This window comes from Actinomadura montaniterrae (assembly GCF_008923365.1).
Lineage (GTDB): Bacteria > Actinomycetota > Actinomycetes > Streptosporangiales > Streptosporangiaceae > Spirillospora > Spirillospora montaniterrae.
This window is the reverse complement of sequence record NZ_WBMR01000043.1, coordinates 20,901-42,836: the sequence shown is the minus strand read 5'-3', so window position 1 is coordinate 42,836 and position 21,936 is coordinate 20,901. Positions and strand designations below refer to the sequence as shown.

The 21,936-nt window shown below is 73.8% G+C and carries 24 protein-coding genes and 1 tRNA gene; 12 read left to right on the top strand and 13 right to left on the bottom strand.

Annotation, left to right across the window (positions count from 1 at the left end):
• Positions 1-25 precede the first annotated feature (25 nt).
• Positions 26-403 carry an STAS domain-containing protein gene (locus F9B16_RS17490; RefSeq protein WP_151541142.1) on the top strand — a complete coding sequence of 126 codons (378 nt, stop codon included), beginning with the start codon at positions 26-28 and terminating at the stop codon, positions 401-403.
• Between the two features lie 7 nt (positions 404-410).
• Here F9B16_RS17490 and F9B16_RS17485 read toward each other — a convergent pair whose 3' ends face one another.
• Together F9B16_RS17485 and F9B16_RS17480 are read right to left on the bottom strand one after the other, a co-directional pair.
• Entirely contained in the window at positions 411-707 is a 297-nt protein-coding gene (locus tag F9B16_RS17485) for an MTH1187 family thiamine-binding protein (protein ID WP_151541141.1), read from the bottom strand.
• A 14-nt stretch (positions 708-721) separates the two neighbouring features.
• Positions 722-1,114 (bottom strand): DUF7715 family protein, encoded by a 393-nt coding sequence (locus F9B16_RS17480; protein WP_151541140.1) that lies wholly within the window; start codon positions 1,112-1,114, stop codon positions 722-724.
• Positions 1,115-1,176: 62 nt separating this feature from the next.
• On the opposite strand from F9B16_RS17480, the gene F9B16_RS17475 reads away from it, so the two are divergent.
• Both F9B16_RS17475 and F9B16_RS17470 read left to right on the top strand, forming a co-directional pair.
• Positions 1,177-1,950, top strand: coding sequence for an enoyl-CoA hydratase-related protein (locus F9B16_RS17475; protein WP_151541139.1), 774 nt, complete (start codon positions 1,177-1,179; stop codon positions 1,948-1,950).
• A gap of 103 nt (positions 1,951-2,053) precedes the next feature.
• Positions 2,054-2,127: transfer RNA gene (locus tag F9B16_RS17470), tRNA-Ile, on the top strand.
• Positions 2,128-2,359: 232 nt separating this feature from the next.
• On the opposite strand, the gene F9B16_RS17465 is transcribed toward F9B16_RS17470, so the two are convergent.
• Positions 2,360-2,920, bottom strand: a complete 561-nt coding sequence (locus tag F9B16_RS17465; protein ID WP_225991707.1) for a TetR/AcrR family transcriptional regulator — start codon at positions 2,918-2,920, stop codon at positions 2,360-2,362.
• A gap of 124 nt (positions 2,921-3,044) precedes the next feature.
• On the opposite strand from F9B16_RS17465, the gene F9B16_RS17460 reads away from it, so the two are divergent.
• From F9B16_RS17460 to F9B16_RS17440, 5 genes are all read left to right on the top strand, one after another.
• Positions 3,045-4,196, top strand: coding sequence for an epoxide hydrolase family protein (locus tag F9B16_RS17460; protein ID WP_151541137.1), 1,152 nt, complete (start codon positions 3,045-3,047; stop codon positions 4,194-4,196).
• A 96-nt stretch (positions 4,197-4,292) separates the two neighbouring features.
• Complete coding sequence (locus tag F9B16_RS17455; RefSeq protein ID WP_151541136.1) at positions 4,293-4,976, top strand: LppX_LprAFG lipoprotein; 684 nt, start codon at positions 4,293-4,295, stop codon at positions 4,974-4,976.
• Positions 4,973-6,493 (top strand): MFS transporter, encoded by a 1,521-nt coding sequence (locus F9B16_RS17450; protein ID WP_151541135.1) that lies wholly within the window; start codon positions 4,973-4,975, stop codon positions 6,491-6,493. Before F9B16_RS17455 ends, F9B16_RS17450 begins: the two co-directional genes overlap by 4 nt.
• A 220-nt stretch (positions 6,494-6,713) precedes the next feature.
• Positions 6,714-8,114, top strand: coding sequence for a WS/DGAT/MGAT family O-acyltransferase (locus F9B16_RS17445; RefSeq protein WP_151541134.1), 1,401 nt, complete (start codon positions 6,714-6,716; stop codon positions 8,112-8,114).
• A 178-nt stretch (positions 8,115-8,292) separates the two neighbouring features.
• Positions 8,293-8,895 carry an Rv1733c family protein gene (locus F9B16_RS17440; RefSeq protein ID WP_151541133.1) on the top strand — a complete coding sequence of 201 codons (603 nt, stop codon included), beginning with the start codon at positions 8,293-8,295 and terminating at the stop codon, positions 8,893-8,895.
• 7 nt (positions 8,896-8,902) lie between these two features.
• Here F9B16_RS17440 and F9B16_RS17435 read toward each other — a convergent pair whose 3' ends face one another.
• The 5 genes from F9B16_RS17435 to F9B16_RS17415 form a co-directional block, all read right to left on the bottom strand.
• On the bottom strand, positions 8,903-9,379 hold the full coding sequence (locus tag F9B16_RS17435; protein WP_151541132.1) for a MarR family winged helix-turn-helix transcriptional regulator: 477 nt from the start codon (positions 9,377-9,379) through the stop codon (positions 8,903-8,905).
• Positions 9,376-10,845, bottom strand: coding sequence for an MFS transporter (locus F9B16_RS17430; RefSeq protein WP_151541131.1), 1,470 nt, complete (start codon positions 10,843-10,845; stop codon positions 9,376-9,378). Before F9B16_RS17430 ends, F9B16_RS17435 begins: the two co-directional genes overlap by 4 nt.
• A 162-nt stretch (positions 10,846-11,007) precedes the next feature.
• A complete protein-coding gene (locus F9B16_RS17425; RefSeq protein ID WP_151541130.1) occupies positions 11,008-11,823 on the bottom strand; it encodes an ABC transporter ATP-binding protein in 816 nt (271 codons plus the stop codon).
• A complete protein-coding gene (locus F9B16_RS17420) occupies positions 11,824-12,876 on the bottom strand; it encodes a FecCD family ABC transporter permease (RefSeq protein WP_225991706.1) in 1,053 nt (350 codons plus the stop codon).
• The gene (locus F9B16_RS17415) at positions 12,873-13,829 is read right to left on the bottom strand and encodes a FecCD family ABC transporter permease (protein ID WP_225991705.1); all 957 of its coding nucleotides are present in this window, start codon (positions 13,827-13,829) and stop codon (positions 12,873-12,875) included. Before F9B16_RS17415 ends, F9B16_RS17420 begins: the two co-directional genes overlap by 4 nt.
• Positions 13,830-14,075: 246 nt before the next feature.
• Here F9B16_RS17415 and F9B16_RS17410 point away from each other — a divergent pair, with 246 nt between their 5' ends.
• Both F9B16_RS17410 and F9B16_RS17405 read left to right on the top strand, forming a co-directional pair.
• On the top strand, positions 14,076-15,104 hold the full coding sequence (locus F9B16_RS17410) for an ABC transporter substrate-binding protein (protein ID WP_151541128.1): 1,029 nt from the start codon (positions 14,076-14,078) through the stop codon (positions 15,102-15,104).
• Between the two features lie 46 nt (positions 15,105-15,150).
• Complete coding sequence (locus F9B16_RS17405; RefSeq protein WP_151541127.1) at positions 15,151-15,993, top strand: siderophore-interacting protein; 843 nt, start codon at positions 15,151-15,153, stop codon at positions 15,991-15,993.
• Between the two features lie 24 nt (positions 15,994-16,017).
• Here the strand turns inward: F9B16_RS17405 and F9B16_RS17400 are convergent, their stop codons facing one another.
• Both F9B16_RS17400 and F9B16_RS17395 read right to left on the bottom strand, forming a co-directional pair.
• Positions 16,018-16,635, bottom strand: a complete 618-nt coding sequence (locus tag F9B16_RS17400; protein ID WP_151541126.1) for a response regulator transcription factor — start codon at positions 16,633-16,635, stop codon at positions 16,018-16,020.
• A complete protein-coding gene (locus tag F9B16_RS17395) occupies positions 16,623-17,789 on the bottom strand; it encodes a sensor histidine kinase (RefSeq protein WP_192808838.1) in 1,167 nt (388 codons plus the stop codon). Before F9B16_RS17395 ends, F9B16_RS17400 begins: the two co-directional genes overlap by 13 nt.
• Before the next feature lie 91 nt (positions 17,790-17,880).
• Between F9B16_RS17395 and F9B16_RS50920 the strand changes: the two genes are divergently transcribed.
• Positions 17,881-18,057: a hypothetical protein gene (locus F9B16_RS50920; protein WP_192808837.1), complete on the top strand. Its 177-nt coding sequence runs from the start codon at positions 17,881-17,883 to the stop codon at positions 18,055-18,057.
• A gap of 52 nt (positions 18,058-18,109) precedes the next feature.
• Here F9B16_RS50920 and F9B16_RS17390 read toward each other — a convergent pair whose 3' ends face one another.
• The 3 genes from F9B16_RS17390 to F9B16_RS17380 form a co-directional block, all read right to left on the bottom strand.
• Positions 18,110-18,649 (bottom strand): DUF6939 family protein, encoded by a 540-nt coding sequence (locus F9B16_RS17390; RefSeq protein ID WP_151541124.1) that lies wholly within the window; start codon positions 18,647-18,649, stop codon positions 18,110-18,112.
• Positions 18,650-18,704: 55 nt separating this feature from the next.
• Positions 18,705-18,941 carry a hypothetical protein gene (locus F9B16_RS17385; RefSeq protein ID WP_151541123.1) on the bottom strand — a complete coding sequence of 79 codons (237 nt, stop codon included), beginning with the start codon at positions 18,939-18,941 and terminating at the stop codon, positions 18,705-18,707.
• Between the two features lie 555 nt (positions 18,942-19,496).
• A complete protein-coding gene (locus F9B16_RS17380) occupies positions 19,497-19,853 on the bottom strand; it encodes a VOC family protein (RefSeq protein ID WP_264159719.1) in 357 nt (118 codons plus the stop codon).
• A 92-nt stretch (positions 19,854-19,945) separates the two neighbouring features.
• Here F9B16_RS17380 and F9B16_RS17375 point away from each other — a divergent pair, with 92 nt between their 5' ends.
• The gene (locus tag F9B16_RS17375; protein WP_151541121.1) at positions 19,946-21,931 is read left to right on the top strand and encodes an oxidoreductase; all 1,986 of its coding nucleotides are present in this window, start codon (positions 19,946-19,948) and stop codon (positions 21,929-21,931) included.
• The last annotated feature ends 5 nt before the right edge of the window (positions 21,932-21,936 follow it).

The following is a 21,936-nucleotide window of genomic DNA, read 5'->3' as shown; positions in this document are numbered from 1 at the left end:
ACCGGCCCGAGCCACTGGGGGCACCATGAAGGACACCGCCGTCGCCATGGTCGTCATCGAGCACGAACGGCACACCACCGTCCTGCTCACCGGCGAGATGGACCGCGCGTCCGCCCCCGCCGTCCGCACCCGGCTCCTCGACTTCGCCGCACGCCCCATCGTCCTCGACATCGCCGGCGTCTCCTTCTTCGACGCCGAAGGCATGCGCGCCGTCTCCCACTGCGCCCGCCGATGCGAGGACAACGGCGCCGGCCTCGCCGTCGTCGGCGCCCGCCCCTTCGCCCGCCGCATGTTCCACGTCCTCGGCCTCGACCAGCGCGTCCCCCTCTGCGCCTCCATGGACGAAGCCCTCTGGTGCGCCGTCCCCCGCACCGACGACGAGATCTCCGACTGGCTGGCCTAGGCCCCGCTCAGCCCCCGGACAGGTAGCGCTCCACGGACTCCACCTTCGCGTCCAACGCGCCCGTCACCCCCGGCCGCAGATCCGCCTTCACCACCAGGCTCACCCGCGGCGCCCGCGCCGCCACCGCGTCTGTCGCGGCCTTCACCACCGCCATCACCTCGTCCCACTCCCCCTCCACCGTCGTGAACATCGCGTCCGTGCGGTTCGGCAGGCCGCTCGCCCGCACCACCCGCACCGCCTCCGCCACCAGTTCACCGACGTCCTCCCCCGCACCGAGCGGGGTCACCGAGAACGCAACGAGCACAACGCACCTCCTGGTCAGGGCTGCACGACCTGCCTGACCACGATCTCATTCAGCCGCCGCTCCACGATCACCCCCACCGGCCAGTCGCGCACCAGGCAGCGCAGCAGCGCCGCGTCGTGCTCCGCGAACGACGGATCGCACCCCTGCTGCTCCAGGCTGGAGCGGATCGCCTCCACATAGTCCTCATCGGTGAACCCCGGTACCTCCCGCACCATCGCCGTCGTCGTCGCACGGTGCGAGTTCAGCCCCGCGAACGAACGGCCGCACCCGCAGCCGCCGTCCGGGTCGTCCCGGTCACGGGCGCACACCACGCCGATGTGCACCAGTTCCCCCTCGACGCACCAGTCGAAATCGTTGTCGCGCAAACCCTGGCTGGAGTTGGTGGCAGTGAGCAGCTTCAAGGCCATACCCCCTCGGCGTCCGTGGACGAGCCCACCGTACGACGAGGGTCTGACGTAACGTCAGAAGCATGAGCGAAACCACCGATGTCCTCATCGACCGCGACGGCCCCCACACCACCGTGACCATGAACCGCCCGCGCCGCCGCAACGCTCTGTCCCGCACCTTCCTCCTGCAGCTCACCGACGCGTTCACCGAGATCGCCGCCACCGACGCGCGCGGCGTCGTCCTCGCCGGCAACGGCCCCGTCTTCTCCGCCGGACACGACTTCGCCGACATGGCCGGCGCGTCCCACGCCGACGTCCGCGACCTCCTGCGCGTCTGCACCGACCTCATGCAGACGATCCAGTCCGTCCCGCAGGTCGTCATCGCCCGCGTGCACGGCCTCGCCACCGCCGCCGGCTGCCAGCTCGTCGCGTCCTGCGACCTCGCCGTCGCCGCCGAAAGCGCCGCGTTCGCCGCCCCCGGCGGCAAGGGCGGCTGGTTCTGCCACACCCCCCTCGTCGCCATCTCCCGCAACATCGGCCGCAAACGCGCCGCCGAAATGGCCCTCACCGGCGACACCATCGACGCCGCCACCGCCGCCGACTGGGGCCTCATCAACTACGCCGTCCCCGACGACGACCTCGACAAGGCCACCCTCGCCCTCCTCCAGCGCGCCACCCAAGGCAGCCCCCGCAGCAAAGCCCTGGGCAAACAGGCCATGTACGCCCAGCTCGACCGCCCCGAAACCGACGCCTACACCTACGCCGTCGAAGTCATGGCCGCCTCCAGCCAGACCCCCGAGGCCCAAGAGGGCATGCGCGCCTTCCTCGACAAGCGCCGCCCCACCTGGCCCGCCTGACCACCGCCCCGGCCGCTTCTCGCTGGCCCCCGCCGACACCCCGCCGCTAAGATGACACCCGGCACGCCCCCGACCGCAGCGTCACCGAAGGGGCGCCGCCTCCGGGGTGGTAGCTCAGCTGGTCAGAGCAGGAGACTCATAATCTCCCGGTCGCGGGTTCGAGTCCCGCCCGCCCTACGGTCGGGCTGTTCGGCGGCCTTTGGCCGCCTTCCCCCGCTCGTGGTGTCTTTCTGGGGGGCGACCCCCAGACCCCCGATGTGGGGGCTCCGCCCCCACGCCCCCTCCCGGTCCCGGTTGGCGCTCACCTGAACCTGCGCGCGGGGTACGGCCCCCAGCCGCCCCGGCAGCTTGGTGGTCTGGAAGGCGAGGCCCCAGACCCTGATGTGGGGCTCCGCTCACGTGCCGCGGGTCAGGGCCGGTCATCCACTAGGGCGATCGCGCGGGGCTCGGGGACTCCCAGCGTCAGCAGGGTCGTGATCGTCGCCGCCCGGGCGCCGTTCGGCAGGTCGCTGTCCGCGATGGCGAACACGGCGCCGTAGGCGACCTGGCTCAGGACGCCCGGCGGCAGGTGCCGTGCGAACACGCCGCTGTCCTGGCCCCGGTTCACGAGGTCTGCGAGGAGTTCGTCAAGGGGCCCGAGCAGGCCGTGGATCGCATCCCCGTACTCGCCACGGCGCAGCGCCAGCAGCACCCGGTACCGGTGCGCCACCGGCCAGAGGCGGGCGATGAACCCGACCCACGTCGCGTCCGCTTCCGCGCCGGAGGCGTTGACCTCGGTGAGCACGGCCGTCATCTCGGTGACGGCCCGTTCCGTGAGCGTCCGCACCAGGTCCAGGCGCGAGGGGAAATGGCCGTAGACGGTGCGACGGACGACGCCGGCGGCGGAGGCGATGTCGCCCATGCCGGCGTCGGGGTTCTCTCCCAGCACTTCGAGGGCGACGTCGAGGATGCGATCGCGTGTCTCGTTCATCGAGCGCACGCGGGAGGACGCGGTGGGCACGACGGCATTGTTGCACACCCGTGAGCAACGACGTAGGCTGCACATCGATGTGCAATGCACACTGGTGTGCAACGAGAGAGTTCAGGAGAACGCGATGACCGCACCGGCGCCCCTCGTCCGCCCGTTCACCGTCTCGATCCCCGATTCGGAGATCGACGACGTGAAGCGGCGACTTGCGCGCACTCGATGGCCGGACCCGGAAACGGTGGACGACTGGTCGCAAGGGGTTCGCCTGGAGAACGCCAGATCCCTGGTCGACCACTGGGAGCACGGCTACGACTGGCGGCGCTTGGAGTCCGCGCTCAACCGCTTCCCCCAGTTCCTGACCGAGATCGATGGGCTGGAGTTCCACTTCATCCACGTCCGGTCCAAGAATCCCGACGCGATGCCGCTGGTGCTCACGCACGGATGGCCGGGCTCGATCGTCGAGTTCCTGAAGCTGATCGGCCCGCTGACCGATCCGGTCTCGTTCGGAGGAGACGCCGCCGATTCCTTCGACGTCGTCGTCCCGTCGCTGCCCGGCTTCGGGTTCTCCCAGAAGCCCAGGGAGACCGGATGGACCGTACCTCGCATCGCGAACGCGTGGGTGGAGCTGATGAAGCGTCTCGGCTACACGAGATGGGCCGCGCAAGGGGGCGATTGGGGGGCCGTCGTCACCACCGCCCTCGGGGCCATGCGACCTGAGGGGCTTCTCGGAATTCACCTGAACACCCAGTACGCCTTTCCTGCACGGATACCCGACACCTTGTCGCCCGAAGAGCAATACGCCGTGGAGACCCTCGCCCTCTACACCGGCGATCTCGGCGGATCGAACCACCTTCAGCGCACGAAGCCGGAGACCGTCGGATTTGCCCTGGCGGACTCGCCCGCCGGCCAGGCGGCCTGGATCTACGAGAAGTTCCAGTCCAAGACCGACAACCAGGGGCTCGCCGAGGACGCCCTCGGCAGCGACGACATGCTCGACGCGATATCCCTGTACTGGTTCACCAACAGCGCGGCGTCGTCCGGCCGAATCTACTGGGAGAACAGATCGAGCACTTTCGCCGGCCCGAAGCTGTCGCTTCCGGTCGCGGTGACCGTCTTCCCGAAGGACATCCCGCGCCTGCCCCGAAGCTGGATCGAAGACGCCTACAGCAATCTGATCCACTACGGGGAGGCCGACAGGGGCGGGCACTTCGCGGCCTTGGAACAGCCCGGGATCCTGGTCGACGAAATCCGCACCGGGCTGCGCACCCTTCGTTCCTGACACTGGGACGCGGCGCCGGGGTCCCTCTGGAGGACGAGGGAAGGTCAGACCTGGTACCGAGTGACGGGTGAGGTGACCGGTCGGTAGGGTCCGCGTATGTCCAGACGAATCCTCGGTCTCGTCCCCCTGTCGCTGGTGCTCCTGGCCGGAGCGTGCGGAGGCGGCGGATCCGGCAAGCCGGCGCCGAAGGCGGACTTCGACGGGGCGCAGGCGCTGCAGCGGTCGGCCACCGCCATGGCGGCCCTGAAGAGCGTCGCGTTCACGGTGACGTCGGACGGCAAGACGCCGATCATGGTCAAGGGCGGCGACATGAAGCTGCTCCGCGACGGCGACGCGCAGGGCACGCTGACCCTGGAGCAGTCGGGCCAGAACGTCGAGGCGAAGGTCGTCGCGAAGGGCGACACGTTCTACCTGGACGCGGGGACGGGCGGCTGGCGGAAGCTGCCGAAGTCGATGGCGTCCGCGGTGTACGACCCGTCGGCGGTCCTCGACCCGAACCGCGGCATCCCGAAGCTGCTGACCTCGCTGAAGGCGCCGAAGGCCGAGGCCGTGGAGAAGGTGGACGGCAAGGAGGCCTACCGGGTCGGCGCGACGCTGCCGCAGGACCAGGTGGGCGGGCTGATCCCGGGGATCAACGACGACCTGGCCGGGCAGGTGTGGGTGAGCAAGGCCGACGGGCGGCTGCTGAAGGTGCGCGGCGCGTTCCCGAAGGACGCGGGCGCCGTGGTGATCACGTTCACCGACTTCGACGCCCCCTACACGATCAACGCGCCGAAGTGACCGCGCGGCGCGGGATCGCGATCGGGGCCGGCGGCGCGGTGGTGCTGCTGGCCGCGCTGGACGCCTATGTCGTGACGACGATCCTGATGCCGGTGGTGAAGGACCTGAACGTCCCGGTGAACCGGCTGGAGCGCATCACGCCGGTGCTGACCGGGTTCCTGCTCGGGTACGTGGCGGCGATGCCGCTGCTCGGGCAGCTGTCGGACCGGTTCGGGCGGCGTCCCGTGCTGCAGGCGTGCCTGGTGTTCTTCGCGGCCGGGTCGGTGGTGACGGCGCTGGCGGGGACGGTGCCGGTGCTGACGGCGGGACGGGTCGTCCAGGGGATCGCGGGCGGCGCGCTGCTGCCGGTGACGATGGCGCTGGCCGGGGACCTGTGGGACGAGCGGCGGCGTCCGGTGGTGCTGGGCGCGGTGGGCGCGGCGCAGGAGCTGGGGAGCGTGCTCGGGCCGCTGTACGGGGCGGGGATCGCGGCGGCGCTGGAGTGGCGCGCGATCTTCTGGATCAACGTGCCGCTGGCGGTGCTCGCGATCGCGGCGGTGCAGTTCACGGTGCCGGGCGGGCGGCCGGCGGGGCCGCGTGCGGGCGTGGACGTGGTGGGCGGGCTGCTGCTCGCGGCGGGGCTGGCGCTCCTGGTCGTCGGGGTCTACAACCCGGATCCGGAGAGGTCGGCGCTGCCGTCGTGGGGGCTGCCGGTGATGGCCGCGGGCGCGGTGGTGCTCGTGGTGTTCGTGTTGTGGGAGGTCAGGGCCCGGACGAGGCTGCTGGACCTCGGTGGCGTGCGGCGCGGGCCGCTGCTGGCGACGCTGGGCGTGAGCTTCCTGTCGGGGGCCGCGCTGATGGTGACGCTGGTGGACGTGGTGCTGGTCGCGCAGACCGTCCTGAACAAGGACGAGACCGAGGGCGCGCTGCTGCTGACGCGGTTCCTGGTGGCGCTGCCGGTCGCGGCGGTCGCGGGCGGGTTCGTCGCGCGGCGGGTGGGCGAGCGGTGGCCGATGGCGGCGGGGATGCTGGTGTCCGCTGCCGGCTACGTGCTGATCGCGGGGTGGCCGGCGGACCTGGCGCACGCGTCGTACGGGCCGCTGCCGCGGATGGACGTCGACCTGGTCGTGACGGGGCTCGGGCTGGGCCTGGTGATCGCGCCGGTGTCGTCGGCGGTGCTGGCGTTCGTGCCGCCGGCGCGGCACGGGGTGGCGTCGGCGGCCGTGGTGGTCGCGCGGATGATGGGGATGCTGATCGGGATCTCGGCGCTGTCGGCGTGGGGTTTCCACCGGTTCCACGTGCTGACGGCGCACCTGCAGCCGCCGCTGCCGTTCCTGATGTCGAAGGCGGAGTTCGCGAAGGAGATGACCGTGTACAAGGCGGCGGTGCGGGACGCGCTGCGGGCCGAGTACCGGGAGATCTTCTGGATCACGGCGGGGATGTGCGTGCTGGGCGCCGTGCTGGCGCTGGTGGCGGGGGCGCGGCGGGACGGCGCGGAGCCGGCCCCGGAGCCGGCGGAGACCATGGCCGCCCGCTGACCTCGCGGTTCGTCCGGGAAGCAAGGGTCGGAAAAGAAATGGCCGGATGCGGCCAGGCTCGGATGCCACATCGCTCACACCGGGCGCGTTCATCCCGTGGCTCGCGCGGCACCTGGTTAGCGTGACTTGCTCCGCCGCCCGCGCCCCGGCGCCCGGCCGGTGGCGCTTTCCCCCCGACCCCGCGGAACCGCGGCAGAAAGACGGTGAGCCCGTGCATCGGATGAGCGGACTGGACGCCAGCTTCTACCTCCTGGAGGACGAGAACACGCCCCTGCACGTCGCCTCGGTGGTCGTCTTCGAGGGGCCCGCGCCCTCGTACGGCGACGTGGTCAGGACGATCGCCGCGAAGCTGCCCCTCGTCCCCCGGTACCGGCAGCGCGTGCGGGGCGTCCCGCTGCACCTCGGCCGGCCCGTCTGGGTGGACGATCCGCATTTCAACATCCTGTACCACGTCCGGCACACCGCCCTCCCGGCGCCGGGCACCGACGAGCATCTGCGCAACCTGTCCGGGCGGGTGCTCGCCCAGCGCCTCGACCCGGCGAAGCCGCTGTGGGAGATCTGGCTGGTCGAGGGCCTGGCCGACGGGCGCTGGGCGCTGATCGCCAAGGTGCACCACTGCATGGTCGACGGCATCGCCGGCATGGACCTGGCGACGGTCATGTTCGACCTGTCCCCCGAGTTCGAGCAGCCCCGCGAGGGCGAGCCGTGGGAGCCGGAGGCCGAGCCGTCCGACCTGGCGCTGCTGGCGGACGCCGCGCGCCGCACCGTCTTCCGCCCGCTGCGCCAGCTCACCGACGTGGCGCGCAGCGCGGGCGCGGTCCGGGAGGCGAACCGGCTGCGCGAGTTCGCGTCCGGCCTGACCCGCGCGACCGCCCGGTTCGCCAGCCCGTCGGCGGGCGGCCTGAACGGGCCGATCGGCCCGCACCGGCGCTGGTGCTGGCAGGCAGTGCCGCTGGACGAGGTGAAGGCGGCCCGCAAGGCCCTCGGCGGGACGGTCAACGACATCGTGCTGACCGCGGTGTCCGCCGGGTACCGCGACCTGCTGAACGCGCGGGGGCGGCTGGAGGACGACACCGTCGTGCGGACGGCGGTGCCGGTGTCGCACCGCGCCGCGGACGAGCGCGGCGAGCTGAACAACCGGGTCGCGGCCGTGTTCGTGAACCTGCCGGTCGGCGTGGACGACCCGCTCGAGCGGCTGCGCCGCGTCCGGGAGCAGACCGACGACGTCAAGCGCAGCAACCAGGCCGCGGGGACGCAGGCGATCACCCGGCTCACCGACACGGCGGTCGCGCCGGCGCTGCTGTCGCTGGCCGCGCGGATCCCGGTGCGGCTGCGGCAGGACATCGTGCAGACGGTGACGACGAACGTGCCGGGCCCGGACTTCCCGCTGTACGTGATGGGGCGCCGCGTCCTGGAGATGCACCCGTACGTGCCGCTGACCGGCGGGATCCGGGTCGCGACCGCGATCGTGTCCTACTGCGGGACGCTGCATTTCGGGATCACCGGCGACTTCGACGCGATGCCGGATCTGGACGTCCTGGCGAAGGGCGTGCAGGCCGGGCTGGACGAGCTGGTGCGGGCGGCGGACGGCGTCCGCCCCGCGGCGCCACGGACCACCTGAGGGTGCCGGGATCCGCCGATGCGGTGGCCGGATCCGGCCACCGCATCGACATACCGGACCCCAGCTGGGAAAGGATTCGGTCACCGGTCATGTGCCGATCTTGGAACTCGGGAATATCCTGGGAAAAGAGGGTCCAGGACCCCCTGCCGGGTGGGCACGCCCCGGGGAGGTGACGCAGATGCGCGGGTCCGGCGTCGGACGTGCCGGCGGGTCGCTCGTCAGGCTGCGCCGGAGGTGCGGCCTGGAGCACAACGAGCTGCGCCGGCACATCGACCGCGTCCAGCGGCTGATCGGGTTCGGGCTGCTCCTGCTGATGCTCGTGGTGGCGCCGCCGCTGGCGTTCTGGGCGGGGACGTGGTCGTACCACGCCGGGAGCAGCGCGGAACGCGCCGAGCGCGCGCAGCGGCACGAGGTCGTCGCGACCGTCACCTCGACGGGCGGGATCGGCTCGTCCGGCGACCGCTACATCCACGAGACCGTGCAGGCCAGATGGCCCGGCACCGGCGGCACGACCCGCACGGGCACGCTGCCCGCCTGGAAGAACGCGAAGGTCGGCGCGCACCGGACGATCTGGATCGATGCGAAGGGCGATCCGACGGTCCGGCCGCGCCCGCACAGCCGCACGGTCACCGACGCGGCCTACGCCTCGACCGCCGCGGTCCTCGGCGTGTCGATGCCGATCCTGCTGGCGTACGTCCTGGTCCGGCGCCGCTGCGACCGCCGCCGCGACGAGATGTGGGAGGCCGACTGGGCCCGGATGGACGCGGCCGGCCAGCGGTGACGGCCGGCTACTCGTCCGCGACCAGGCGGGCGGCGACGCGGTCGAGGACGGCCAGGTCCTCGGGCGGGAGCTCGTAGAGGGCGGCCGGCGGGGTGCTGAGGATCCGCTCGGCCTCGGCGGCGACGGCGCGCCCGGCGTCGGTGACCGTGACGAGCTTGGAGCGGCGGTCGGCCGGGTTCTCGGTGCGCTCGACCAGCCCGCGCTCGACCAGGTCGTCCACCACAAGGGTGACGTAGGGGCGGTCGGAGACGAGCCGGTCGGCGAGGCCGCGCAGGGTGAGCGGCTCGGGCGCGGCGGCCAGCCGGCGCAGCGCCTTGACCCGGAAGAAGCTCATGCCGAGCGCCTCGGTGACCTCGGCGCGCCGGTCGCTGCGCTCGTGCATCAGGATGCCGAGGTTGCGCCAGGCGCGGACGGCCGGGTCGTCCGGCCGGTCGCCCGCCGCGGGGGCGGACGATCCGCCGGACGCGGGGCCGGACTGGTTCATCGGGTGCTCGCTCCCGTCACATGGCGTCCGCCGGCGGCCGGCTCGGCGGTCTCGAACAGCGCGGCCGTCCGCTCCGCGCTGCGGGCCGCGCGGCGCCCGGTGGTGAGCACGCCGAGCACCAGCACGACGGCGGCGCAGCCGGCCAGCACCCAGTATGCCGGGCGGGCGGCGTCCACGAAGCCGGAGCCGCCGGAGCGCGCGCCGGACGTGCCGGCGGCGAGGACCGCGCCGATCACCGCGACGCCGAGCGCGTTGCCGACCTGCCGGCTGGTGGAGGCGATCGCGGCGGCGACGCCGGCCTGCGCGCGCGGCATCCCGGACACCGCGGTGTTGGTGATCGGCGAGTTGACCATGCCGAACCCGATGCCGAACAGCACGTAGGCGGTGAACAGCGTGACGTCGCGGGTCTCGGCGTCGAACGCGGCGACGAGCACGGCGCTGGCGAGGGTCGCGGCGCCCGCGGCGACGAGCGAGGGACGGGGGCCGCGGGTGCCGACGAGGCGTCCGGACAGCGGCGCGAACACGGCGCTCATCGCGGCCATCGGCAGCAGGTACAGGCCGGCGTGCAGGGCCGACATGCCCCGCACGTCCTGGAGGTACAGGGCGTTGAGGAACATGAAGCCGCCGAACGCGGCGAACATCGACACCGCGATCACGGTCGCGCCGGTGAACGGGACGCTGCGGAAGAAGCGCAGGTCGATCAGCGGTTCGGGGGCGCGCAGCGCGTGCCGGACGAACCCGGCGAGGCTGAGCGCGGCGAGCGCGGCGGCGCCGAGGACGGCGGGGTCGCCCCAGCCGCGCCCGGGCCCCTCGATGATCGCGTAGGTCAGGGTGCCGAGCAGGACGATCATGAAGGCCTGGCCGGCCGGGTCGGCGCGGCGCGGCCGCTCGGCCCGCGACTCCGGCACGTACCGGGCGGTCAGCGCGAGCGCGGCGAGGCCGATCGGCACGTTCAGCCAGAAGATCGACCGCCAGCCGACCGAGTCGACGAGGACGCCGCCGACGAGCGGTCCCATCGCCATGCTCAGCCCGACGACGGCGCCCCACACGCCGATGGCGCGGGCGCGCTCGCGGGGCTCGGTGAACACGTTGGTGATGATCGACATGGCGACCGGGTTGAGCATCGAGCCGCCGACGGCCTGCACGACCCGGGCGGCGACGAGCCAGCCGAGGGACGGGGCGAGGCTGCACAGCACCGAGCCGAGCACGAACAGCGCGAGCCCGGTCTGGAAGACGCGGCGGCGGCCGATCCGGTCGGCGGTGGAGCCGGCCAGGATGAGCAGCGAGGCGAGGACGATGAGGTAGGCGTCGATGGTCCATTGCAGGCCGGACACGGAGCTGTGGAACTCGCGCCGCAGGGTGGGCAGCGCGACGTTCAGGATGGTGTTGTCCAGGCTGACGATGAGCAGGCTCATGCAGCAGATGGCCAGCACCAGCATCCGCCGGCGGGGGGTGAGGTCGGTCAAGCGGACTCCAATCGTTGTACGCCTATAACCGTTGTAAGCGTACAACTATTCCGCGCCTCGGCGGCCGTGTCCCTCGTCACCCCGCCGCGCGGTCCCCGGCAGCCCGCCGCGCGGTTCCCCTCAGCCCGCCGCGCGGTCCCCGGCACCCCACCGCGCTCTCGGTCAGCCCGCCGCGCGGGCGGTGCGGGCTGCGCGGGCGGCCGGGACGACGAGCGGGGTCCCCGTCTCCGGGCAGTCGATCACCCGGCACGGCAGCCGGAACACCTCCTCGACCAGCTCCGCCGTCACCACGGCCGCCGGCTCGCCCTCCGCCACGATCGCGCCGTCCCGCATGGCGATCATGTGGGTGGCGTACCGCGCGGCGTGGTTCAGGTCGTGCAGGACGGCGACGACGGTGCGGCCCTCCTCGTGCAGCCGCGCGCAGAGGTCCAGCACCTCGATCTGGTGCGCGATGTCGAGGTACGTGGTCGGCTCGTCCAGCAGCAGCAGCGGCGTCTGCTGCGCGAGCGCCATCGCGATCCACACCCGCTGCCGCTGCCCGCCGGACAGCTCGTCCACCGGACGGTCCGCGAGCGCGGCGACGCCGGTGGCCTCCATCGACTCGGCGACGACCCGCTCGTCCTCGCGCGACCACTGCCGCAGCAGCCCCTGGTGCGGGTACCGGCCGCGCGACACCAGGTCGGCGACCGTGATCCCCTCCGGCGCGATCGACGACTGCGGCAGCAGCCCGAGCGTGCGCGCGAGCTTCTTGGCGGGCCAGGCCGCGATCGGCTCGCCGTCCAGCACGACGGTGCCGGACGCGGGCTTGAGGATCCGCGCGAGCGCCCGCAGCAGGGTCGACTTGCCGCACGCGTTCGGCCCGACGATCACGGTGAACGAGCCGTCCGGCACCGTGACGTCGAGGTCCCGGGTGATGGTGCGCTTGTCGTAGGCCAGGGTGAGGCCCGTGCCGCTGAGCCGCGCGTTCGCGTCCTTCATTCAGATCCGTCCCGTCTTGCGTTGGGTCACGAGGAGCCAGACCAGGTATCCGCCGCCGAGCAGCCCGGTCACCACGCCGACCGGGAGCTGGTGGCCGGTGAACGCGCGCTGCGCGGCCCAGTCGGCGGCCACCAGCAGCGCCGCGCCCATGCACATGGACGGCAGCAGGTTGGGGCCGGGCGTGCGGGTCAGCCGGCGGGCGAGCTGCGGCGCGGTCAGCGCCACGAACGACACCGGCCCGGCCGCCGCCGCGGCGAGCGAGGTGAGCAGCACGGCCGCGGCCAGCATGATCAGCCGGGCCCGCTCGATCGGGACGCCGAGGCCGTGCGCCGCGTCGTCGCCCATCTCCAGCATCCGCAGCGCCCGCCCGCAGCCGACCACGACGAGCGGGCCGAGGACGGCGAGCGCGATGAGGACGGGCGCCGCGTCGGCCCAGTCGCGGCCGTCCAGGCTGCCGGTCAGCCACAGCACGGCGCGCGCCGCGTCGGTGATCTTCGCCTGGGTGAGCAGGTAGCCGTTCACGCCGGTGAGGATCGCGGCGACGCCGATGCCGACGAGGATCAGCCGCTGCCCGTGGGCGCCGTGCCGGCCGGCCACCGCGTACACGAGGGCGCCGGTGAGCAGCCCGCCGCCGGCGGCGCCCGCGGCGACCGCCGCGCTGCCGCCGCCGGCCAGCACGATCACGCCGAGCACGCCGGTCGCCGCGCCCTGGGTGAAGCCGAGCACGTCCGGGCTGCCGAGCGGGTTGCGGGTCAGCGACTGGAAGATCGCGCCGGCCAGCCCGAGCGCGGCGCCGACCGCGAGCGCGGCCACGGCGCGGGGCAGCCGGATCTCGTTGACGATCAGCGAGTCGGCGGGCGTCCCGTTCCCGAGCAGCGTCCGGACGACGTCGGCGGGGCTCATCGGGAAGTCGCCGCTGCCGATCAGCAGCACGCTGACGCCCAGCGCGACGGCCAGGCAGAGGACGGCGACGGCGAGCGCGCGCGGGCGGAACCGCAGCGACAGCCCGTTCGGCGTCCTGACGACGGCGCCCTTCACCCCTGCGGGCTTCACGATGCGACCACCTTGCTGCGCGGGCGCCGGACGAAGTAGAGGAACACCGGCCCGCCGGCGACCACCATGACGATCCCGACCTGGAGCTCGGACGGCCGGACGACGACGCGTCCGAGCACGTCCGCGGCGAGCATCAGCGCGGGCGCGAGGACCGCGCAGTACGGCAGCAGCCAGCGCAGGTCGGGCCCGGTCAGCGCGCGGACGAGGTGCGGCACCATCAGCCCGACGAAGATGATCGGCCCGCAGGCCGCGGTCGCGGCGCCGCACAGCAGCGTGACGGCGACGATCGCGAGGATCTTGGCGCGGCCGGGGCGGGCGCCGAGCGCGCGCGCCGCGTCCTCGCCCATCGCCATGGCGTTCAGCGGGCGGGCCAGCAGCAGCGCGAGCACGAGCCCGACCGCGACGAACGGCGCGACCTTCTCGACCGTGGACGTCTGCGCGGCGGCGAGCGACCCGACCGTCCAGAACCGCATCCGGTCGAGGGACGCGGTGTCGAGCAGCTGGACGGCGTTGACGTAGGAGTACAGCGCGGCGTTGAGCGCGGACCCGGCGAGCGCGAGCCGCGCGGGCGTCGCGCCGCGGCCGCCGCCGACCGCGTACAGCAGGACGGCGACGACCCCGGCGCCCGCGAACGCGAACCACACGAACCCGGCGAACGAGACGATGCCGAGGAAGGAGATCGCGGAGACGACGGCGGCGGACGCGCCCGCGTTGATGCCGAGCAGGCCGGGGTCGGCGAGCGGGTTGCGGGTGAGCGCCTGCATCACCGCGCCCGCCAGGCCGAGCGCGATGCCGGCGAGCAGCCCGAGCAGGGTGCGCGGCAGGCGCATCTGGTGGACGACGGTGTAGGAGCCCGAGCCGCGGTGCAGGAGGCCGTCCCACGCCTGCCCGATCGACAGCGGTTTCGCGCCGACGGCGAGGCTCAGCACGAGCACGGCCAGCAGGAGGAGCACCGCCGCGACGAGCCCTAACGCGCGGGCGGAATGACGCCGCGCCGGTGCCGGCGCAGGGGCGGCGGGCGCGCGCGCTGGGGCCGTCGGCTGCGCGGTTCTGGTCAACGGCACGGGCTGGCTCCGGGGGGACGGACGGGGGCGGCGGCCCGCCCCCTGCCACTGGACAACGACTTAGGTTAGGTTAACCTAAGCGCCCATCGGGCCGGAATCCGGCCACCACGTTCGATCAGAGATGAGCAGCCGAAAATGCGGACAATCCCCTCGCCCCCCTTCACCCGCCGCGGATTCCTCGGCGCCGGCGGCGCCGTCGCCCTCGGCGCCCTGATCAGCGCGTGCGGCGGGGGCGGGGACGGCACGTCCGGCGCGTCCCCGTCCGGCGGCGCGTGGACGTTCACCGACGACCGCGGCACCGCCATCCGGCTCAAGGCGCGCCCGCAGCGCGTCGTCGGCTACGTCGGCGCCCTCGCCGCCCTCTACGACTTCGGCGTCGACCAGCAGATCGTCGGCGTGTACGGCCCGACGAAGCTCAAGGACGGCAAGCCCGACCCGCAGGCCGGGAACCTGCCCGTCGACCGGCTCACCATCATCGGCAACGCCTACGGCGAGTTCAACATCGAGAAGTACGCCTCGCTCCGCCCCGACCTGCTCGTGGACAACATGTTCGTGAAGGGCGAGCTCTTCTACGTCCCGGCCGAGAGCAAGGACAAGATCTACGCGCTCGCGCCGCAGGCCGCGATCTCCGCCGGCGACGTCGCGCTGCCGAAGCCGATCGAGCGGACCGCCGCGCTCGCCGCCGCGCTCGGCGCCGACCTGAAGTCCGCCAAGGTCACCGCCGCCAAGGCCCGCTTCGACAAGGCCGTCGAGTCGCTGCGCGCCGCCGCGAAGGCCAGCGCCGGCCTGAAGGTGCTCGCCGCGTCCGCCAGCCCCGACCTGTTCTACGCCTCCAGCCCGAACAAGAACACCGACCTCATCTACTTCAAGGAGCTCGGCGTCGACCTCGTCGTCCCGGACAAGCTCGGCCAGGACGGCTACTTCGAGGACCTGAGCTGGGAGAACGCCGGCAAGTACAAGGCCGACGTCATCATGCTCGACAGCCGCACCCAGGCGCTGCAGCCCAAGGACCTCGGCTCGAAGCCGTCCTGGAAGGACCTGCCGGCGGTGAAGGCCGGGCAGGTCATCGCGTGGCAGCCCGAGCCCCGCTTCTCCTACGAGGGCTGCGCCCCGATCATCGAGGCCCTCGCCCAGACCATCCGCACCGCGAAGAAGACCGGCTGACCCAGCGGCCGGGCCCGCCGGCCCGCGTTCACCGAAAGGCACAGCGATGAGGACCCCCAGCCACCCGTACGCCTTCTTCGACCTGCACGTCCTGCGGACCGCGCGACTCGGGCCGTCCATGGTCCGCGTCACCTTCGGCGGGACGTGCCTGGACGGCGGGCCCGGCGGCTTCGCCACCGGCGGCCGCGACCAGCGGTTCAAGATCTTCCTGCCGCACCCGCACCAGGACGCGCCCGTCATGCCGGACGACTGGTCGGCCGACACCTGGTTCGCCGACTGGCGCGCGCTCGACCCGGCCGAGCGCGGCATCATGCGCTCCTACACCGTGCGGGCGCAGCGCCCCGGCGAGCTCGACGTCGACTTCGCGCTGCACCCCGGCGGGACGTCCGGCCCCGCGTCCCGCTGGGCGTCGGCGGCCGGCCCCGGCGACCGCGTCGTGGTGCTCGGCCCGACCGGCCCCGACAACGGCGGCTGCGACTTCCGGCCGCCGCCCGGACGGCCCGTCGTCATCGCGGGCGACCTCACCGCGCTCCCCGCCATCGCCGGGAACCTCGCCTGGCTGCCCGCCGGGACGCCCGCGCGGGTGTTCGTCGAAACCCCGCACCCGGACGACCGGCAGGACCTGCCGAGCGACGCCGACGCCGACATCGGCTGGGTCTCCTCCGGCGGGCTGCTCGACGCGGTTCGCGGCGCGTCCGTCCCGGACGGCGCGTACGCGTGGATCGCGGGCGAGTCCGCCACCGTGAAGGCGCTGCGCCGGCACCTGGTGAACGAGCGCGGCCTGCACCGCCGCGACGTCACCTTCACCGGCTACTGGCGGCGCGGCGCCACCGAGGAGGACCTGCTCGCCGAGGTCGTCGCGGGCGGCAGCCCCGCCACCGAGGAGTGACCCTGCCGCGGATGAAGGGCGGGCTCAGGGCGGCGGCAGGACGCCCTGCTCGATCGCGGCCATCACCGCCGCCGTCCGGTCCGACACGCCGAGCTTGGCGAACACCCGCAGCAGGTGCGTCTTCACCGTCGCCTGCCCGATGAACAGGCGCCCGCCGATCTCGGCGTTCGTCAGCCCCCGCGCGACCAGCGCGAGGACCTCCGCCTCCCGCGCCGACAGCACCGCCGGCGCGGGCGCCGCCCGCGCCGCGCTCAGCTTCGCCGACACCGATGGCGCCAGCACCGTCCGGCCCGCCGCGACGTCCCGGATCGCGGCGGCCAGAGCCGCGCGGGACGCGTCCTTCAGCAGGTAGCCCGCCGCACCCGACCGGACGGCGCGGACGATGTCCGCGTCGTCCTCGAACGTCGTCAGCACCAGCACCCGGTGCCCCTGGCCGAGCCGCTCGATCGCGCTCACCCCGTCCCCGCCGGGCATCCGCAGGTCCATCAGGATCACGTCCGGCCGCACCCGCGGCGCCAGCGCGACCGCCTCGTCACCGCTCGCCGCCTCCGCCGCCACCTCCATGCCGGGCTCGGCCGCGAGCATCCCGCGCAGCCCCTCCCGGACGATCGCGTGGTCGTCCACGATCATCACGCGGAGCACGGCAGCACCGCCTCGACCACGGCGCCCTCGCCGGCGCCGCTGCGCACGGCGAGGCCGCCGCCCGCCTGCTCGACGCGCCCGCGCATGCCGCGCAGCCCGAACCCGGACGCGACCGCCTCCGGGTCGAAGCCCCGGCCGTCGTCGGCGACCGTCAGCCGCGCCTCGCCCGCCCCGAACTCCAGCGCCATCCACACCGACCGGGCGCCCGCGTGCTTGCGGACGTTCGCGAGCGCCTCCTGCGCCACCCGCAGCAGCACCGCCTCCGCCGCCGCGCCGAGCGGCCGCTGCTCCCCCTCCACGTCCATGTCGACGGGCAGCGCGAAGTCCGCGGCGAGCCGCCGCAGCGCCTCCACCAGCGACCCCTCCGCCAGCGCGGGCGGCGCCAGCGCCGCGACCAGCCCGCGCGTCTCGGCGAGGTTCTCCCGCGCCGTCCGCGCCACCAGGTCCAGATGCCGGTTCGGCCCGACCTCCGCCTCCGCCGCCTGCGCCAGCATCACGATGCTGGTGAACCCCTGCGCGATCGTGTCGTGGATGTCGCGGGCGAGCCGCTCCCGCTCGGCGAGCACGCCCGCCTCCCGGCTCACCGCCGCCAGCTCGTCCCGGGTGCGGTCCAGCTCGTCGATCAGCAGGGCCCGCTCCCGGTTCTGCGCGCTGAGCCGGCCGATGAACGTGGCGAGCAGCCCGCTGCACGCGATGGCCACCAGCATCATCACCAGCGAGAGCGTCACGCCCGCGCCGGACGCCACCATCGCCGACCCGATCGCCCCGGAGAACAGCACCACCATCAGCGCGAAGCCGCGCGCCGTGCCGTACACCATGTACACCTGCGGCGCGAGCGCGGCCAGCCCCGTCGCCGTCACCGGCGCCAGCACCGTCGCCGGGACGAACATCAGCACCATCGCCCCCGCGTACACCCGGCACCCGGGATGCCGCTCCCCGCGGGACCGCAGCGCCTTCCGGCCCAGCGCCGCGTACGCCAGGCTCAGCAGCACCAGCAGCAGGATCGCCGCCGCCTTCCGGCCGGGCGGCAGCCCGTCCGCCGCCGTCGCCGCGACCGTGCCGACCAGCACCAGCGCGAAGTAGGCGTCCCAGAACGGGTACGACCGGTACCAGACGTCCTCCGCCCGCGCCACGCCCGGGTCGACACCGCTCATGACCTGCCCGCTCCCCCGGCGCGCCGCGCGGCCCGCCTGTCCACCGACCGGTGGATAGTACTGCCGCCCGGCCGCCGGGAGCATTGCGGGCATGAACAACAACCCCATCCGGGCCGCCCTGTTCGCCCTCACGATCCTCTACGGGCTGCTCATCGGCCTCCTCGCCATGCTGGACACCCCCGCCCTCGGCCTCGTCGCCGCGATCGGCGGCGTGCTCCTCGGCCTCGGCTGGGCCTTCGCGGGCCGCATCACCCGCAACCGCGCCTGACCGGTGCACGTCCTCTCGCGCGGACGCCTCGCAGGGGCGGCGTCCGCGCCGGTCAAGGCCATCGGTCTTCGGCGAACAGGGCGATCAGCGCCGCGTGCGACAGCGGTTTGGACAGGTCGTCCACGTCCCCGTTGACGGTGTAGTCGAGCAGCACCACCTCGCCCAGTCGCCGCACCTCCTCGACCAGGTCGGCGACCTCGTTCTCCAGCACCCACCGGTACGCGGGCAGGTAGATCTCGCGGCGCGCCCGCCCGTACGGCAGCAGTTCGTCCCCGTCGAGCCCCGCCCGGTGCCCGCGCACCGGCCCGTACTTGCGGACCGTCCGCTTGATGCCCTTCATCGACGTGATCGCCAGCCGGGCCGGGTCGACGTCGTCGCCCTCGAACACCTTCAACGCCTGCCAGATCCCCTCGACCGACGCGCCCGTCGCGCCGTCCGACAACGGCACCGGTATGCCGCCGTGCGGGTAGAACGGGCTGAACCGCACCCACGGCTGCGGCCCCCGCGACGTCACGTCGAGCACCACCGCCCCCGGCCACTCCGCCTCCACCGACGCCCGCGCCCGCCGCCGGCTCGCCACATGAACCCCCACGCGCCGCACCCTCCCACCCGCCACCGACATTCCACACTCGCCCTCCGGCGCCGCCTCAGGGGACGAAGACGATGCGTCGCCCGTTCTCGCGACGCGTCCACGCGTCCTCGACGACGGCGAGAGGAACGGCCTCGGCGTCGAGGACGATCCCGCCCTCGGCCACCAGCCCGAGCATCCGGTCGAACGCGGCCGCCGCCGGGGCACCCCGCAGGTAGTCGACGACCAGGTCGTACGGCCCGTGCGCGGCGATGGCCTCGACCACCTCGTCCTTCGTCCGGTCGAGCCGAACCACCGCGTCGGCGCCGCGTCCGGCCGGCGCGTCGAGGACCGCCGGTCGCGTCCGGCCGCGTCCACCCGGGCCCCTTCCCGCTTCGCCACCTGCGCCGCGATCCGTCCGGACGCTCCGGCGGCGCCGAGAACCAGCACCGTCTTTCCCGGGCCCGCTCCGCCCTCCCACACGACCGTCTTCCATGCCGCGCCGCCGGGGTTCAGCAGGGCGGCCGCCGTCACGTCGTCCACACCGTCATGGAGCGGGAACCACATGCCGCGCCGGACGAGTGCCCGCTCCGCCATCCCGCCGTGCGGCGCGACCGGCCCAAAGAAGGCCACCCGCGTGCCGTCCTCCAGCCGTCCCACCCCGTCCGCGCGCGCCGAGGCGCCGCACGACCGCCGCGTCAGGACGGCCGAGCTCACGCCCGAGGGCCGCCGCGTGGTCGCGTCGATCAACCAGGGCCGCAGGCGGCTGGACGGACCGCGACCGCGCCGACCTGGCTCACCCGCCGCTTCTCCGACGGCGTCCAGGCCCTCATCGACGCCCGCGAGACGCCGCCGGACGCCTAGCGGCGGCTCACTGCGAGCCGGACGGGGCGTGGCTCAGGTCGACGACGCAGAAGAGGTTGCCGTCGGGGTCGGCGAGGACGACGAAGTCGGGGTCCGGCGGGTACAGGTCCCAGTCGACGCGGCTCGCGCCGAGCCCGATCAGCCGCTCGACCTCGGCCTCCTGCTCGGCGGTGCTGTCCACGAACAGGTCGAGGTGGAGGCGCGGGCGGGGCTCGGCGGGCGAGTCACTGCGCATCAGCCCGAGGGCCCGGCCCGACCCGTCCGCGTGGGCCAGGGTTCGCCAGGTCGGGCTCTCCCATTCCGGGACGGACACGAGGTCCAGCGCCGCCGTCCAGAACGCCACGGCGCGCGCGAGGTCGGTCACACCGATCACTGGAATGCCCAAGCGCAACATGAACCCGAGTCTAGGGCCCGCCATGGCGCCGCCCTCCGTGTCGGTGTATGCATGGGGGCCAAATGGATATCGAGGATCTGTCGGACGCGGAACGCGCGGTCTGGGACGCGTTCCCGAGTGCGGGCAAGGTCGATCTGACCGGTACGGGGGAGGCGGTCCGCGGCGAGGTCGTCTCGGCGCTGCTGCTGGGCGCGCAACCGGGCGGCGTCGGGCAGGTCCCCGCACTGCGGCTCACGGGCGCGCGGATCACCGGCGTCCTCGACGTGTCGTTCGCCGAGGTCCGTTATGCGGTGCTGATGCGCGACTGCGTCTTCGACGAACCGCCCGCCCTCTACGCGGCCCGGCTGCGGCAGTTCAGCCTGACCGGCTCCCGGCTGCCCGGCCTCTCCGCCTCGGACTCGCAGGTCGACGGCCTGCTGTGGCTGCGCAGCTGCCAGGTGGACGGCCCGCTGCAGCTCGTCGGCACCCGGATCGACGGGACGCTGTCGCTGCGCTCGGCCCGCCTCGCGGACGTCGAGGCGTACGCGCTGACCGTGGCCCGCAACATCGACGCGACCGACGCGGAGATCACCGGCGAGGTCATGCTGAAAGGCGCGCACGTCGACGGGACCTGCGTCCTCGGCGGCGCGCGGCTGTCGAACCCCGGCGGCGTCGCGCTCGACGCCGACGGGATCGAGCTGCCGTCCGGGCTGCACGCGCCCGGCCTCGTCGCCGAGGGCGAGGTGCGGCTGCCGGACGCGCGGATCGGCCGCCGCCTCGTCCTGACCGCCGCCCGGCTGTCCAACCCGGGCGGAACGGCCCTCGACGCCGACCGCGCCCGGATCGACGGCGCCGCCGTCCTGGACGGCGGGTTCCGCGCCGAAGGCAAGGTCAGCCTGCGCTCGGCGGCGATCGGCGGCACGCTTCTGCTCAGCGGCGCCGACCTCGACGCCCCGGGCGGCACCGCGCTGAACGCCCGCCTGGTCGGCATCGGCAGCAGCCTCCGCGCCGCGAACGGGTTCCGGACCCGGGGCCGGGTCTGCCTGGACTCGGCGACCATCCAGGGCACGGCCGACTTCGCCGGCGCGCGCCTCAGCGACCCCGGCGGCCAGGCGCTCAGCCTGTGCCGCGCCGAGGTCACCGGCGGCCTCGCCGGCCGCGGCCTGCACGCCGAGGGCGAGGTCCGCCTGGTCGACACGGTCATCGGGGCGAGCGTCGAGCTGGAGGGCGCGCACCTGTCCAACCCCGGCGGCCGGGCGATGACCGGCTACGGCCTGACCGTCAGCGGCGTCCTGAACTGCTGCGACGGGTTCACCTCCGCCGGGCGCCTGTCGCTCGCCGGCGCCCGCGCCGGCGAGCTGAGCTTCGACGACGCGACGATCAGCGGCTTCGGCGGCCTCGCCCTCGGCCTCCGCCGTGTGCGCGCGGAGATGCTGTGGTTCTCCCGCTGCACCCTCACCGACGGCAGCGTCGACCTGCGGCACGCCCGCATCGACATCCTCCGCGACGACCCCGCCCACTGGCCCGCGCGCCCCCAACTCGACGGGTTCGTCTACCAGGCGATCGACAAGCCGGGGCCGCTCGCCGCCCGCCTCGCCTGGCTGGACGCCGCCGACGGCTACCATCCGCAGCCCTACGAGCAGCTCGCGGCGGTCTTCCAGGGCATGGGCCGCGACGTCGAGGCCCGGACCGTCCGCCTGGCGAAGCAGCGCCGCCGCCGGCGCACCCTCACGCTGCCCGCCCGCGTCTGGGGCGTCGCCCAGGACTGGACCGTCGGCTACGGCTACCGGCCGCTCCGCGCGGGGATCCTCCTCGCCGCGCTCCTCGCGATCGGGACCATGCTCTTCGCCGCCCACCACCCCGTCCCCCTCAAGAAGGACGAGGCGCCGGCCTTCAACGCGTTCCTCTACACCCTCGACCTGCTCCTGCCGATCATCAGCTTCGGCCAGGAACCGGCCTTCAACCCGCGCGGCCCCTACCAGTGGCTGGCCGCCGCGCTGATCGCCTCCGGCTGGATCCTCGCCACCACGATCGCCGCCGGCATAACCCGCGTCCTCTCCCGGCAGTGACGGCG

What these genes read in the sequence shown, in the direction of transcription:
- F9B16_RS50920 (WP_192808837.1), top strand. Translation starts at nt 17,881, where the DNA reads ATGAACAACAACCCCATCCGGGCCGCCCTGTTCGCCCTCACGATCCTC.
- F9B16_RS17375 (WP_151541121.1), top strand. Translation starts at nt 19,946, where the DNA reads ATGGATATCGAGGATCTGTCGGACGCGGAACGCGCGGTCTGGGACGCG.
- F9B16_RS17480 (WP_151541140.1), bottom strand. Translation starts at nt 1,114, where the DNA reads ATGGCCTTGAAGCTGCTCACTGCCACCAACTCCAGCCAGGGTTTGCGC.
- F9B16_RS17475 (WP_151541139.1), top strand. Translation starts at nt 1,177, where the DNA reads ATGAGCGAAACCACCGATGTCCTCATCGACCGCGACGGCCCCCACACC.
- F9B16_RS17440 (WP_151541133.1), top strand. Translation starts at nt 8,293, where the DNA reads ATGCGCGGGTCCGGCGTCGGACGTGCCGGCGGGTCGCTCGTCAGGCTG.
- F9B16_RS17425 (WP_151541130.1), bottom strand. Translation starts at nt 11,823, where the DNA reads ATGAAGGACGCGAACGCGCGGCTCAGCGGCACGGGCCTCACCCTGGCC.
- F9B16_RS17465 (WP_225991707.1), bottom strand. Translation starts at nt 2,920, where the DNA reads ATGAACGAGACACGCGATCGCATCCTCGACGTCGCCCTCGAAGTGCTG.
- F9B16_RS17395 (WP_192808838.1), bottom strand. Translation starts at nt 17,789, where the DNA reads ATGAGCGGTGTCGACCCGGGCGTGGCGCGGGCGGAGGACGTCTGGTAC.
- F9B16_RS17410 (WP_151541128.1), top strand. Translation starts at nt 14,076, where the DNA reads ATGCGGACAATCCCCTCGCCCCCCTTCACCCGCCGCGGATTCCTCGGC.
- F9B16_RS17445 (WP_151541134.1), top strand. Translation starts at nt 6,714, where the DNA reads ATGAGCGGACTGGACGCCAGCTTCTACCTCCTGGAGGACGAGAACACG.
- F9B16_RS17490 (WP_151541142.1), top strand. Translation starts at nt 26, where the DNA reads ATGAAGGACACCGCCGTCGCCATGGTCGTCATCGAGCACGAACGGCAC.
- F9B16_RS17405 (WP_151541127.1), top strand. Translation starts at nt 15,151, where the DNA reads ATGAGGACCCCCAGCCACCCGTACGCCTTCTTCGACCTGCACGTCCTG.
- F9B16_RS17460 (WP_151541137.1), top strand. Translation starts at nt 3,045, where the DNA reads ATGACCGCACCGGCGCCCCTCGTCCGCCCGTTCACCGTCTCGATCCCC.
- F9B16_RS17435 (WP_151541132.1), bottom strand. Translation starts at nt 9,379, where the DNA reads ATGAACCAGTCCGGCCCCGCGTCCGGCGGATCGTCCGCCCCCGCGGCG.
- F9B16_RS17455 (WP_151541136.1), top strand. Translation starts at nt 4,293, where the DNA reads ATGTCCAGACGAATCCTCGGTCTCGTCCCCCTGTCGCTGGTGCTCCTG.